Source organism: Intrasporangium sp., assembly GCF_036566125.1.
Classification (GTDB): domain Bacteria; phylum Actinomycetota; class Actinomycetes; order Actinomycetales; family Dermatophilaceae; genus Intrasporangium.
Window position 1 is genome coordinate 1 of the sequence record NZ_DATCWX010000060.1, and the last position, 13,322, is coordinate 13,322.

Sequence of the window (13,322 nt, forward strand, 5' to 3'; positions counted from 1 at the left end):
GCCGAGCCACCACCACCAGTCGGTGGCGACACATCCTGGTTACGTCTCGGCCGCCTGGGCCCCCGATGGCACGTTGGAGGCGATGGAGGATCCTTCGTCCCCCTTCCGGCTCGCGGTCCAGTGGCACCCGGAGCAGGGGACGGATCCCCGCCTCTTCGAGGCGCTCGTGGCGGCCGCGAGGTCGTGTGCCGCTGGGCTCGGTCGCGCTCGTCGGTGACCGGGAGGTCGGTGTTGCGTCACGGCGGGGTGGGCAGGCAATCGTTGACGCGGCCCTCGACCCTTGACAGCGATTGGCGAGCTCAACAGCTGCCACTCACGATCCTCCACCGCGTCTCCTGGAGTCGCGGGTCCACGATGCGGACAGGCGGTTTCGGGCATCGGACGGGGCTGCCACGATGACGCTGTGACGCACCTCCTCGGGCCTGCCACGAGCACGCTCATTATCACCTAGCGCGACGAGAGACCCTCGTCGCGCAGACCTCCCTACCCGGGGGGTCTTTTTGTTTCCCCGACCACCCGTCGAGGAAAGCCGTGAGGCACACCGAGCTCAGCGGCATACGGATGAATGAAACCCGGGGAGCGGAACGTCACGTCGACCCATCGCCAAGCACGAGGACAATGACGGTCATGGAAGCGCTGCACGTCTACGACACCACCCTGCGCGACGGCGCCCAGCAGGAGGGGCTCAACCTGTCGGTGTCGGACAAGCTGGCCATCGCCGGGCTGCTCGACGACCTCGGGGTCGACTTCATCGAGGGCGGCTGGCCGGGAGCGAACCCGAAGGACACTGAGTTCTTCGAGCGGGCCCGGACCGAGCTGCACCTGCGTCACGCGACGCTGGCCGCCTTCGGGGCAACGCGACGGGCGGGGTCCTCGGCCGCCGAGGACCCGCTTGTCGCGGCACTGCTCAATGCGGGCACGTCCGTCGTGTGTCTCGTCGCGAAGTCCCATGTGCGACACGTCGAGGAGGCGCTCCGGACCACACTCGAGGAAAACCTCGACATGGTGCGCGACACGGTCAGCCACCTCGTCGCCGCGGGCAAGCGGGTGTTCCTCGACGCGGAGCACTTCTTCGACGGCTGGCACCTGGACCGCGAGTACGCGCTCGCAGTGGTCAGGACGGCCCACGACGCGGGAGCGGACGTCATCGTGCTCTGCGACACCAACGGTGGGATGCTGCCCCACGTCATCGAGGAGGTCGTGGCGGACGTCATCGCCGAGACCGGCGCTCGCGTCGGCGCGCACTGCCACAACGACACCGGGTGCGCCGTCGCCAACTCGATCGCGGCCGTGCGGGCCGGAGCGACCCACGTCCAGGGAACGGTCAACGGCTACGGCGAGCGAACCGGCAACGCCGACCTGCTCACCGTGGCGGCGAACCTCCGGTTCAAACTCGGCCTCGACGTGATGGCCGCGGACTCGTTCCGCAAGGCGATGCACGTGGCCCACGCCATCAGTGAGGTGACCAACGTGCCCGCCTACAGTCGCCAGCCCTACGTCGGCGCCAGCGCCTTCGCGCACAAGGCCGGCCTCCATGCGAGCGCACTCAAGGTCGACCCGAATCTCTACCAGCACATGGACCCCGAGCTGGTCGGCAACGGGATGCGCACCCTGGTCTCCGACATGGCCGGTCGCGCCAGCATCGAGCTCAAGGCGAAGGAGGCAGGGCTCGACCTGTCCGGGCGACCGGACATCGTCGTGGACGTCCTGGCGCGGGTGAAGGATCTCGAGCAGCGCGGCTGGACCTTCGATGCGGCCGACGCAACGGTCGAGCTCATGGTTCGCGAGGCATTGGAGCCGGGATGTGCGACCTACTTCTCCGTGGAGTCATGGCGCGTCATGACCGACTCCACGGCGACTGGTGATGCGGTCTCCGAGGCGACGGTCAAGCTCCACGCCGACGGGGCGCGGCACCTGGCAACCGGCGAGGGCAACGGCCCGGTCAACGCCCTGGACCACGCCCTCCGGGAAGCGCTCGCGAAGGCCTACCCCGAGATCGAGAAGCTCGAGCTGATCGACTACAAGGTCCGCATCCTCGACGCCTCGCACGGGACGGACGCGGTGACCCGCGTGCTCATCGAGACGTCGGACGGCGAGACGTCGTGGGACACGATCGGCGTAGCCGGGTCGATCCTCGCCGCGTCGTGGCGCGCCCTCACCGACGGACTGGCGTACGGCCTCATCCGGCAGGGAGTTGCTCCCCGGCCCTGACTGCAGCGTCGTCCTGCCGGCTCCAGACGGTCAGGCGGCGATGCGCTGGATCTGGAAGCCGTGCTCGCTAAGGATGTTCCGACGGCGCTGGTCGGGGTCGGCGGGGGCCTCGTCGATGGCCTTCTGTGTGGACGGCGTGTGGCCAGGAAGGACGCTTGGGGCGCTTGAGATGTGGCCGTGCCCGGTGGGGGTGGTGAGCTGCACGGTGTGCGGCTTGCCTGCGTCATCGCCGGCCCGGTGAGTGGTTTGGGCGGTGGTCGTCGCGGTGGGTCCGGCGTGCAGGACGTTGGAGTACCAGCCGGGCAGGTCCTTGACGTGGTTGCAGCGTTGGCACAGGCCTTGCCCGTTGGCGGCGCTCGTGGGCCCGCCGGCGGCGTGCGGGGTGACGTGGTCGGCGTGCCGGATCGGGGCGTCGCACCACGGGGTGCGGCAGGTGCCGTCGCGGGCGATAAGGAAGCGGCGCAGCCCGGCGGGGAAGAGCCGTCGCTTGGAGTCCATTGCGACCAGGGTGCCACTGCGCGGATGGGTGTAGAGGCGACGCAGGTAGATCTTCGCGCGGCGCCGCTCGTAGTCCTGCCGGCTCTCGTGTCCCGGCTCATCGGGTGGGGGTTCGTCGATCAGGTCCGCGGTGAGCAAGTCGCGGGCCCAGCCGGCCGGGATGGGCCCGTAGCCGGGGATGTGTGCCGGGGTGTCATCCCCGGCGAGCAGGGCGCGGTCGGTGATAACGAGCTGTATCTCTACCGACACGTCGGCCGGCAGCCCGGCCGTCGCAGGCCCGGGCAGGTCCGATGCCTGTGTGGTGACTGCAGTGCAGGGCGTCGGCAAGGGGGTGGGGTGAGTGACCCGGTGCACGAGGGTGTCGGCCATGACCTGGCCGCGGCTGCGGAGATCGCCGGTGGCGTGCGCGGTCGCGGCGGCCCGCATCAGCGCGGCTTGAACTGCAACGGCCTGTGCTACGGGCAGGATCGCGGTGACGATGGCCATGGTGTCCGGGATCGGACGGATCGTCACGCGCCGCTCGGACTCGGCGGTCCGCGCCCGCTTGACCGCGGCCTGCGCGTCGATCCGGTCCGCGGCGGCGCGGACCTCGGCCTCGAGCCGCCGGTCGCCCCACGCCGCGATCCCCGGATCCGCCGCGCCCGCGCTGCCGTCAGGATCGGGAAGGTTGGCAGCGATCACCTCGGCGTCGACGTGGGTGCGCTGTTCGGGGGCCAGGTGCGAGGTCAGCTTGGCAACGAGCTCGGCCCGGCGCTCGTTGAGAGCCCCAGACTCGAGCGCGGTCAGCGTGAACGGCAGGTCCCTCGTGAGGGCGAGGGCGGTGGTGGTCAGCCGGGCTCCGCGAGCAGGGGACTCGTGCCGCGCGAGCCCGATCTGGGCGGCGACGCCGGCCCGGTCGTAGGCACCGCGGTCGCGTCGGGTCTCGCCGCGGTCATGGCGATGGTTCAGCGCGACGGGCTGGAACTCGCACCGCCGCGCCTGGTCTCGTGCGGCCTGGAACGCCTCAAACGAGTCGCTGTCCTTGGCAGCCTGGCGCCACTGGGCCGCCTGGGCCGCCTGCGTCTCGACGAACGCCGCCGTGACGCGTGCTTGCGCCGCCGCGCAGGCAGCCTTCACCCGTTCCAGGTCGGCCAGCACGTCGACCAAACGGGCCGCGCCCTCCTTGGCGACCTCCTCGGCGCCGGAAGGGCCGGCGAAGGTCGCGGCCAACTGCGCAACCCATCCAACGAAGGGTCTCGTCACGTCGGCGGACGCAGTGACGTGGCCGGAGTGCCCGGGTCCCACCCCGCCCGCTGACTCCTCGACCATGCGTCCAGCCGAGCGTTTGAGGATCGCCATTCCAAGGATCTGAACAAGCGAATTCATTTGAGGTATAAGGCAATTGGCAACCAAATGGACTGTCGGCGGCTGGTCGTAAGGTGTCGTTGGGAGGGTCTGTACCGGGGACTCAGGGGGCGATGAGGAGGGTGTTCCTGTCGCGCCAGCCTTGTGGGGTTCCCGACGACGACACTCGACGTGTTGCGCCCGTCGCGATGTCGACGACCCACACGCCCTGGTCGTCGTCGTAGGCGATCGAGCGCCCATCCGGCGACGGCACCAGCATTCCGATCGCTGTGCGGGCGGTGACCACCGTGCGTCGGGATCCCGAGCCGTCGACAATGCCGATGGCCGAGCCCTCCCAGAAGCCAACCACAGGTGTGATGTACGCGACTGATGCCGTGCCCGGGATGGCCTTGGGTGCCTTCGCGTCACGCAGCAGCCTGGTTCCTTTCGCGGATCCAGCTGCGGTCAACGGCGCGGACCAGATGTCCCAGCCGACCTGGTCGCCGTCGCCGCGGGGGAGGTCATACAGAATCGAGGCGCCGTCCGGAGAGAAGGTCGTCTGCAGGGACCACCACCAGGCGTGGTCCAGCGGGATGTCGGTGACTTGGCGGGTACGGCCTGTGGCGACATCGATGAGGTAGAGCTCACCGACAGCGTAGGCAGAGCCATCAGTTGCACCCACGAGGAGCTTGGTGCTGTCAGGGGACCAGCTGATGAGATCGGTCAGCTGAGCGTCCGGGATCGGCAGCGGCTGGAGTTCCAGATCATCCAGGCTGCCCACGGCGATCCAGGGGTTTCCCTCGCAACCCATCCCCGTCAGGTCGCACTTGACGACGGCGACCCGCGTCCCGTCCGGGGAGATGCTGTAGGCCGGGATCAGCGGGTATCCGGGCACCAACTGGCTGGGCAGCGGTGACATCGACAGGGTTGGCAGGTCGAGCAGGAAGGGCCAGCTGTAATCCGCAGGGGTCGCCTCGGTGGTCGGGCTCGGTGGGGGCGCCGGGGCCACCGGCATGGCACGGTTCGGCCCCGTGGCCGACCAGGCAACCACCACGGCGATCGCAAGGACCACCGCGGCGGCGAGCCACCGGCGTGCCAATCGCCGGCGGTCGCGCGTGGACAGCTCCTGATCGAGCCGGTTCCGGGCGGCTCGGCGGTCGATGCCCATCTTCTCGACTTCTGCCGTGAGGGCGGCGGTGAGCTGGCGGCCGAGGTCGTCTTCGACGTTCATGCGGTCACCTCCAGCAGGTGCGCAAGTGCGGCCAGTCCTCGGGAGCTGTGCTGCTTGACCGAGCCGGTCCCGATGCCGAGCTGTTGTGCGACTTCGTGCTCCTGCATTCCGAGGTAGTAGCGCAGGACGAGCACCTCCCGCTGGCGAGATGGGAGCCCCCGCAGGGCCTCGACGAACGTGGTGTGATCGGCGCCATGGGCAGCGACGTCCTCGAGACTGGCAAGGTCTTCGGCGCCCGCTCCCTCGTGCCGTCGTCGGACCATTCGTCGGCGCAGCTGGCTGCGCGACCCGTTCAGGACGCTGGAGCGCAGGTACCGGTGTGCGTCGTTGGGGTTGCGGAGCGAGGACCAGTGGCGGTGGAGCGACAGGAACGCCTCCATGACGATGTCCTCTGCGGTCTCCCTGTCGTCGACGAGGAACCGTGCCGTCGCCACGAGCTCCACGTAGTGCAGGTCGAAGAGGGCGGCGACGGACGCTCGGGCTCCGTCGTCGGAACCCGTCTCACGCCGCGGCACGCGGCCGACTCCACTGCGCATATCCCCAGAGACGTTTCGGCCCCTGCTCCGGATGACGCAAGGGCGTCACGATCATCCTGCGCGGGCAGCTCCACTGAGGGCAAGGAGTTCGTCGATCGCCTCGACGAGGCGCGCGCGGAGCGCCTGGCTTCGCTCGCTGAAGCGTCGCTGCTCCTCGACGTACTGCGCCTTGCCCTCCGGCGTTTCGATCCGCACCGGCTCGTAGCCCAGGGCCCTGAGGTCGTACGGCGACGCGCGCATGTCGAGCTCCCGGAGCTCGCGTGCGAGCTCGAACGCGTCGAGTGCGAGGTCGCTACCGACCGCGGGCGACAGCTTCATGGCCCATTTGTAGAGATCCATCCCGGCGTGCAGGCACCCGGGTTGCTCATACGCCCCTTGGCTGGCTCTCGTGGGACGCAACGCATTGCGCGGGGCCGCGTCGGGCGTGAAGAACCGGTATGCGTCGAAGTGCGAGCACGAGACGTGGTGCGCCTCGACGACGGCATCGGTCTGGCTCTGGCCCAGCCGCAGCGGCCACGACGAGTGCCGCACGCCAACCTGCGGGAGGCGGTAGACCATCGCCCACTCGTGCAGCCCGAAGCAGCCAAACCGACCCGGGTGTGCGGCGGTCCGTCCGACGAGGTCCCGGACGAACCGCACGGTGTCGCCCCGCGCCTCGAGGAAGGTGGCGACGTCGACCAACACGACGTCGCCGGCCCGCCGGTAGAACCGCCAGGCGGCGTGTCGGGTCGGGCCGGCGGACGCCAGCCCCACTCCGGCGCCCGGGTGCCAGCGTCGCAGTCGGCCCGGCGTCCAGCCGTAGTACGTGAACAGGAAGTCCTCGACCGGATGCGTGGCTCCGGCCACGCGGCGCGCCCGGTGACCCGCGGTGAGGGCATCCGCGCGCGTCTCATGGGCGGCCACCCGAGCGCGCCACTCGTCCTCGGCCAGGATCCTCACCCCAGCAGGGTAGGAGATTGCGGGGCCGGACCCTCCACGAAGCCGGCCCCGCGAGACTAGGAATACCCCATGAGGGGCTCACAATCCGCGAAACCGCGAGATTCCCTTCGGGGGACCCGGCCACGCGGCAACCGCGGCTGCCAGCGTGAGCCCGCCCAGCGGCATACGGCTGGACGTCGCTGGGGATCGTTAGGCTGGCCGCGTGCGCATCGCGAGGTACACGACCGGGGACGACCCGGCATACGGCATCGTCCAGGGCGACCCCGGCAAGGAGGTCATCACCCCGCTCAAGGGCGACCCGCTCTACGTCGGGTTGCAGCCGTCAGGCGCCGGGCCGGTCCTGCTCGAGGACGTCCGCCTCCTCGCGCCCGTCATCCCGCGCTCCAAGGTCGTAGCGGTCGGCAGGAACTACGCCGACCACGTCAAGGAGATGGGCGGGAGTGCTCCGCCGGAGCAGCCGATGCTCTTCTTCAAGCCCAACACCGCGGTCGTGGGGCCGTTCGACCCGGTCGTTCTGCCGAGCGGCAGCACCGAGGTCTCCTACGAGGGTGAGCTGGCGGTCGTCATCAAGACGATCACGAAGGGGGTCACGGCGGAGCGCGCGGCCGAGTGCATCTACGGCTACACCGTGGCCAACGACGTCACGGCGCGCGACTGGCAGCGCTCGGACGGGCAGTGGGCGCGGGCCAAGGGCTTCGACACGAGCTGCCCGCTCGGACCGTGGATCGAGACCGAGCTCGACCCGGGCGACCTCCGGATCACGACGACCCTCGACGGAGCGGTCAAGCAGGACGGCACGACGGCCGACATGGTGCACGGGGTCGCCAGCATCATCGAATACGCCTCCGCCGCCTTCACCCTCCTGCCGGGCGACGTCATCCTCACCGGCACACCGGCCGGCGTCGGCCTCGTCGAGCCGGGCCAGCAGGTCACCGTCGACATCGACGGCATCGGCTCCCTGACCAACACCTTTGTGCGCCGCTGAGCCCCACTAGGCTGGTCGCACCATGAGCGACACACAAACCGATGGCCGTATGCCGCTGGGCTCGGTTCCCGGCGCCACCTCCCTCGACGAGCAGGTCGAGTTCCGACCGGCCCCCCGGGCCCGCCGCAGCACGTCCGACGGGAGTGGTCCCGTGCGGACGAGGGTGGCGCCGTCGCCGACGGGCGACCCTCACGTCGGCACGGCGTACATGTCCCTCTTCAACCTGGCCTTCACCCGGCAGCAGGGCGGCCAGTTCGTCCTCCGCGTCGAGGACACCGACCGCGCCCGCTTCCGGGAGGACAGCGAGGCACAGCTCTACGACACCCTGGCGTGGCTCGGTCTGCACTGGGACGAGGGCCCGGACATCGGTGGCCCGTTCGCGCCCTATCGCCAGTCCGAGCGCCTCGACACCTACCGGCCCTACGTCGACAAGCTCGTCGAGGCGGGGCACGCCTATCTCTGCTGGTGCTCGAAGGAGCGCCTCGACCAGATGCGCGACCGGCAACAGAAGACGAAGCAGCCGACCGGCTACGACCGCCTCTGTCACGGCAAGACGCGGGAGGAACGGGCAGAGCTGCCCGGCTTCACGGAGACGCCGGTCGTGCGGATGCTCATCCCCGACAACGTGCCGCTCGTCTTCGACGACGTCATCCGCGGCACGGTGTCCGCTCCCATGCCGGACGACCAGGTCATCCTCAAGGCGGACGGCTTCCCGACCTATCATCTGGCCGTCGTCGTTGACGACCACGAGATGGGCATCACTCATGTCGTGCGTGGCGAGGAGTGGATCAGCTCGACGCCGAAGCACATCCTGCTCTACCAGTGGCTCGGGCTCGAGCCGCCGAAGTTTGCGCACATGCCGCTGCTGCGCAACACCGACAAGTCCAAGATCTCCAAGCGCAAGAACCCGGCCGCGCGGCTCACGTGGTTCCGCGAGCAGGGCTACCTGCCCGAGGCGCTGGTGAACTTCCTTGCCCTGCTGGCCTATCCGCCGCAGCAGGACGTGGACGGGAACGACGTTGAGGTCTTCACGTTCGAGGAGTTCAGCCGCACCTTCGACTGGTCGAAGGTCAACCCGATCGGCCCGATCTTCGACCTGAAGAAGCTCGAGTGGCTCAACGGCGTCTACATCCGTCAGCTCGAGGTGGGGGAGTTCGCGACCCGTCTGCTGCCCTACCTGCACGAGGCGGGGATCATCGGCGAGAACCCGTCGCTCGGGGAACTGGGTCGGCTCAGGCTCGTCGCAGCGCAGATCCAGGAGCGCATCGCCCTGCTGACCGAGGCTCCCGCTCTGGTCCTGCCGTTCTTCGTCGCTGACGACCAGCTCGAGATCCAGGACGACGCGCGGGCCCAGCTCAAGGACGACTCCGCCGAGGTTCTCGACGCCGCGATCCGGGTCCTGGCCGACATCGACGACCATGGTGAGGGCGTGCTCGGCACCGGTGGGGGATGGGTCGCCCCGACCATCGAGGCGCGGCTGCGCGAGGCGATCGTCGACGGCATGGGGATCAAGCCGCGCTTCGCCTTCGGGCCACTGCGCACGGCCGTATCCGGTGCCCGGATCTCGCCCCCGCTCTTCGAGTCGATGGAGATCCTCGGCAAGACCTCGACCCTGAGTCGCCTTCGCGCGCTGCGCGACTCGCTGTGAAGACCAGGCTCTGAGGGTCGGCGGGCATGGCCGGTGTCGGTGAGGTCTGGCCCGTGCACGGGCTGGCGCTCCGCACCACCGACGTGGAGCTGCGGGTCATGACCGAGGCCGACCTCGACGCCGTCTGTCGGGCTCTTCCCGCTGATGTCGAGCTGGACCCGGCGGCGACGACGTACGAGGGGCTCGACGAACGCTCCGGCAGGAGCGCGATCGTGGCACAGGGGTACTGGCGTGCGTTCGGCACATGGTCGCCCGAGACCTGGGCACTGCCCTTCGTCGTGCGAGACGGTGGGGGAGTGGTGCTCGGTGTGCAGTGGCTCGAGGGGCCACAGTTCCGCACCGACCGCGTGGTCGACTCGTCGTCCTGGCTCGTCCCCGAGGCCCGCGGATCCGGCCTCGGCAAGCAGATGCGGACCGCTGTGCTCGAGCTGGCCTTCGGGCGCCTCGGTGCCGTGGCGGCGGTGAGCTCGGCCGTGCTCGCCAACGCCGCCTCGCTCGGTGTGTCACGGTCGCTCGGCTACCGGGAAACCCACACGTCGGTGCTGGAGCACAGCAGCGAGATCCTCCAGCACCTCAGGCTCGAACGGTCGGCATGGCGCGCATCGGGCCGCGGCCGGGCGATTGAGGTGTCGGGGGCGGAGGCTGCCCTGCCGTTCTTCGGACTGAGGGACGAGCGTGCCTGAGCACGCGCTGGGACCGAGCTCAGCGGCATACCGTCGATTTGGGGTGGCGGCGGTCGACCGGTAGTATTCCCACTCGGTTCACCTCGCAGAAGGCCCCTCGGGCGCGCTCGGGAGTGATACCCCCTTGGGGTATGGTGTAATTGGCAACACAGCTGATTCTGGTTCAGCCATTCTAGGTTCGAGTCCTGGTACCCCAGCTCTGGTTCAGCGGTCCTTCGGGCCGACGAACCGATTCGGAGAAATCGCATCGTCACGGTAAGGTTCTCCGAGTGCCGAGTCGCTCGGCACAGCGCGTGGCCCCGTTGTGTAGCGGCCTAGCACGCCGCCCTCTCAAGGCGGTAGCGCGGGTTCGAATCCCGTCGGGGCTACCACGTGACAAGGCCCGGATCCTCGGATCCGGGCCTTGTGCTGTGTCCGGTCACCTCCCGCCGAACTTGCCCGCGCTCACGTGCTCCTGGGCCAGCCGGCGCAGTCCGATGACGACGGGGTCGCTCAGGACGTTGCCGAGGATGACGTACCGCAGCGCCTCCGGCGCCGACTCCAGGCCGAGCTCGTCCCGCACGTCCTGGTCTGCCATGAGGAGGGCGGCTCGCGCGTACACTGCGAACGTCTCGTCCGAGATCTCGAGGCCGTCCCGGCGCGCCCGGTCAAGGGCCGCACCGAGCTGGGCTCGCGCGACCGAGTCGTCGGGCACTCGCCACTCGAGCCGGTCGATGAGCTGGTCCGAGAGCTGGCGATCGTGCGCGTCGGTGGCCGCGCCGTCGTGACTCGTGCTGCGCAGCACGGCGTGGGCGATCCCGAGGAGCTCATGCCGTGACGTCGGTGGGTCGGACAGGGCGTGGACGACCTCGCGGACGCGCTCGATCGACAGGCCGGCCACGTCGATGAGGGCGCGGACGAGACGGACTTGCTCGACGTGTGACTCGCCGTAGTCCGCCCGGGTTGCGCTGACGGGGACGCCGGCAGGGACCAGGCTCTCGCGCAGGTAGTACTTGAGCGTGGCCACCGAGACTCCGGTGCGCTGCGACAGTTCCGAGATCCGCACAGTGCCTCCCTCGGTTGGATAGTAGCGCTAACCAACCGGGCAGGTGGGCGAGTCGTCTCTGCTCAGCCGAGGTCCCGCAGCCCGGGAAGGACGTCTGCGACGAACTGGTCCAGGAAGCGGCCCTGGTCGTGGCCCGGGGCATGCACGACGAGGTGGTTGAAGCCCCAGTCGACGTACTGCTTGATCTGGGCCACGGCCTCCTCGGGGTCGTGGGTGACGATCCAGCGCTTCGCGATGTGCTCATCGGGGAGCTCGTCGGCGAGCCGCTCCATCTCGACCGGGTCGTCGACGCCGTGCTTCTGCTCCGCGGTCAGCGACAGCGGCGCCCAGAAGCGGCAGTTGGCGAGGGCAGCGTCGGCGTCACGGTCGTAGGACAGCTTGATCTCGATGAGCTTGTCGATGTCGTCGCGCGTGCGCCCAGACTTGGCCAGGCCCTCGTCGACGGCGGGGAGCAGTTTGTCCTCGTAGAGCTCGCGCCCCTTGCCGGACGTGCAGATGAACCCGTCGCCGGACCGACCGGCGTAGCGGGCGACCAGCGGTCCGCCGGCGGCGATGTAGATGGGCACCGGCTGCTCGGGACGGTCATAGATGGTGGCGTCGCGGGTCGTGTAGTAGTCGCCCTCGAAGCTGACCCGCTCCTCCGTCCACAGCCGGCGGATGAGCGTGACCGCTTCGCGGAGCCGGGCGAAGCGCTCCTTGAACTCCGGCCACGGGGAGCCAGCGGCGCCCACCGCGACCTCGTTGAGGGCCTCGCCCGTACCGATGCCGAGCACGATCCGACCGGGATTGAGGACACCGAGGGTCCCGAACGCCTGGGCCACGACGGCCGGGTTGTACCGGAACGTCGGAGTCATGACGGAGGTGCCGAGGATGACGCGCTCGGTCCGCTCACCGGCGGCCGCGAGCCAGGACATCGCGAAGGGCGCATGGCCGTCGTTGTGCCGCCACGGCTGGAAGTGGTCGGAGATGAAGACCGAGTCGAGGCCGTCCTGCTCCGCGCGCACGGTGAAGTCGACGAGCTGGCGCGGCCCGAACTGCTCTGCCGAAGCCTTCCATCCAACCTTGAGCATCAGACCTCCTCGTCGTGGCACCCCCGAAACGCCTGGGGGACCATCCGGGTTTCGCACAGCCTACGACCAGCCCCCGGAACTCCCGTTGGCTGGTCGTCGGCTGGTCCGCCTGCCCGGCGGGAGGCCGTCGGTCGTCACCAGTGGACGACGACCTTCGTGCCCACGGGCGCCGCGTTGTAGAGCCGCTTGAGCAGCGTCATGTTGCGCACGTTGACGCAGCCGTGTGACGAGCCGTTGTACCCGTTTCGGGCGAAGTCGCCGGAGTAGTGGATGGCCTGGCCGCCGCTGAAGAACATCGAGTAGGGCATCGGCGTGTGGTAGAGGTTCGAGATGACGTCGACCTTCTTCCACGTGATGCCGAAGACGCCCTCGCGCGTCGGCTCGGCCTCACTGCCGAAGCGGACGGCCATGGAGTACTGCGCCTCGCCGTCGATGACCCAGGTCAGGGACCGCGTCGACTTGCTGATGCAGATCACTCGGCCCGTGAGGCAACGCTTGTCGACGTCCCATGCCGCCGCACTCGGCTGGGGCGCCACCGGCTTGACGTTGTTCAGCTCGTCCTCCGTCGGCATGCGTGTCATCGACAGGATCCGGTTGTAGGTGCGCTCGTCGGTGACGCCGGTGACCGGGAACCCGCGCTTGCGCTGGAAGCCTCGGATGGCCTCGGTGGTCCGCGACCCGTAGTTGTTGCTGACGTCACCGGAGAACCAGCCGATCTGCTTGAGCCTGGCCTGCATGGCGCGGACCTTGGGGCCGGAGTCGCCCGGCCGCAGGATGACGACGACCGGCTCCGGCCGGGGCTCGCTCGGCTTTGCTGTCTTGGTCGGCTTGGCCGTCGGCGTACTGGCCTTGTTCGTCGGCTGCTTCGTCGGCGTGGGCTTGGCCGTTGGTGTCGTGGGCCGCTCCGTCGGCGTTGTCGCTGGTGATGTGGCAGCGGAGGTCGTGGCGCTGCCCGTCGCGGGGTCAGCCGGCGTTGTCGGCCCGCACGCCGCGGTGCTCAGGGCGAATGCGCCGAGGGCTATGACGGTCAAGGTTTGTCGGGCCGTCCCCCGAGGTCGTGCGTACCGCATGGTGTCCCCAATCCGTGCAACGAGATGTCACACAGCCTGACGCGATGACCTCGACAAACGTTGTCACGTGCGAATGCTCTGCG

The 13,322-nt window shown here is 69.3% G+C and carries 12 protein-coding genes and 2 tRNA genes; 7 read left to right on the forward strand and 7 right to left on the reverse strand.

Annotation, left to right across the window (positions count from 1 at the left end; genetic code table 11):
* Together VIR15_RS03445 and cimA are read left to right on the forward strand one after the other, a co-directional pair.
* Window positions 1-217: gamma-glutamyl-gamma-aminobutyrate hydrolase family protein (locus VIR15_RS03445; protein WP_331926076.1), on the forward strand; the 217-nt coding region annotated here is incomplete at its 5' end.
* 410 nt (window positions 218-627) lie between these two features.
* Complete coding sequence (gene cimA / locus VIR15_RS03450; RefSeq protein ID WP_331926077.1) at window positions 628-2,211, forward strand: citramalate synthase; 1,584 nt, start codon at window positions 628-630, stop codon at window positions 2,209-2,211.
* A 30-nt stretch (window positions 2,212-2,241) separates the two neighbouring features.
* Here cimA and VIR15_RS03455 read toward each other — a convergent pair whose 3' ends face one another.
* From VIR15_RS03455 to VIR15_RS03470, 4 genes are all read right to left on the reverse strand, one after another.
* A complete protein-coding gene (locus VIR15_RS03455; protein WP_331926078.1) occupies window positions 2,242-4,047 on the reverse strand; it encodes an HNH endonuclease in 1,806 nt (601 codons plus the stop codon).
* Between the two features lie 109 nt (window positions 4,048-4,156).
* Complete coding sequence (locus VIR15_RS03460) at window positions 4,157-5,263, reverse strand: TolB family protein (protein WP_331926079.1); 1,107 nt, start codon at window positions 5,261-5,263, stop codon at window positions 4,157-4,159.
* Window positions 5,260-5,778 carry a SigE family RNA polymerase sigma factor gene (locus tag VIR15_RS03465; RefSeq protein WP_331926080.1) on the reverse strand — a complete coding sequence of 173 codons (519 nt, stop codon included), beginning with the start codon at window positions 5,776-5,778 and terminating at the stop codon, window positions 5,260-5,262. Before VIR15_RS03465 ends, VIR15_RS03460 begins: the two co-directional genes overlap by 4 nt.
* Window positions 5,779-5,850: 72 nt before the next feature.
* A complete protein-coding gene (locus VIR15_RS03470; RefSeq protein WP_331926081.1) occupies window positions 5,851-6,738 on the reverse strand; it encodes a 3-methyladenine DNA glycosylase in 888 nt (295 codons plus the stop codon).
* Window positions 6,739-6,940: 202 nt separating this feature from the next.
* Here VIR15_RS03470 and VIR15_RS03475 point away from each other — a divergent pair, with 202 nt between their 5' ends.
* The 5 genes from VIR15_RS03475 to VIR15_RS03495 all read left to right on the forward strand — a co-directional run bounded on the left by VIR15_RS03475 (window position 6,941) and on the right by VIR15_RS03495 (window position 10,425).
* Window positions 6,941-7,723: a fumarylacetoacetate hydrolase family protein gene (locus tag VIR15_RS03475; protein ID WP_331926082.1), complete on the forward strand. Its 783-nt coding sequence runs from the start codon at window positions 6,941-6,943 to the stop codon at window positions 7,721-7,723.
* Window positions 7,724-7,745: 22 nt separating this feature from the next.
* On the forward strand, window positions 7,746-9,371 hold the full coding sequence (gene gltX, locus VIR15_RS03480; RefSeq protein WP_331926083.1) for a glutamate--tRNA ligase: 1,626 nt from the start codon (window positions 7,746-7,748) through the stop codon (window positions 9,369-9,371).
* Window positions 9,372-9,397: 26 nt separating this feature from the next.
* Window positions 9,398-10,054 carry a GNAT family N-acetyltransferase gene (locus tag VIR15_RS03485; RefSeq protein WP_331926084.1) on the forward strand — a complete coding sequence of 219 codons (657 nt, stop codon included), beginning with the start codon at window positions 9,398-9,400 and terminating at the stop codon, window positions 10,052-10,054.
* 125 nt (window positions 10,055-10,179) lie between these two features.
* Window positions 10,180-10,251, forward strand: a tRNA-Gln gene (locus tag VIR15_RS03490).
* A gap of 98 nt (window positions 10,252-10,349) precedes the next feature.
* Window positions 10,350-10,425: transfer RNA gene (locus VIR15_RS03495), tRNA-Glu, on the forward strand.
* Between the two features lie 47 nt (window positions 10,426-10,472).
* Here the strand turns inward: VIR15_RS03495 and VIR15_RS03500 are convergent.
* The 3 genes from VIR15_RS03500 to VIR15_RS03510 form a co-directional block, all read right to left on the reverse strand.
* On the reverse strand, window positions 10,473-11,099 hold the full coding sequence (locus VIR15_RS03500) for a MerR family transcriptional regulator (protein WP_331926085.1): 627 nt from the start codon (window positions 11,097-11,099) through the stop codon (window positions 10,473-10,475).
* A 62-nt stretch (window positions 11,100-11,161) separates the two neighbouring features.
* Complete coding sequence (gene fgd, locus VIR15_RS03505; RefSeq protein WP_331926086.1) at window positions 11,162-12,169, reverse strand: glucose-6-phosphate dehydrogenase (coenzyme-F420); 1,008 nt, start codon at window positions 12,167-12,169, stop codon at window positions 11,162-11,164.
* Between the two features lie 134 nt (window positions 12,170-12,303).
* The gene (locus VIR15_RS03510; RefSeq protein ID WP_331926087.1) at window positions 12,304-13,200 is read right to left on the reverse strand and encodes a L,D-transpeptidase family protein; all 897 of its coding nucleotides are present in this window, start codon (window positions 13,198-13,200) and stop codon (window positions 12,304-12,306) included.
* Between the last annotated feature and the right edge of the window lie 122 nt (window positions 13,201-13,322).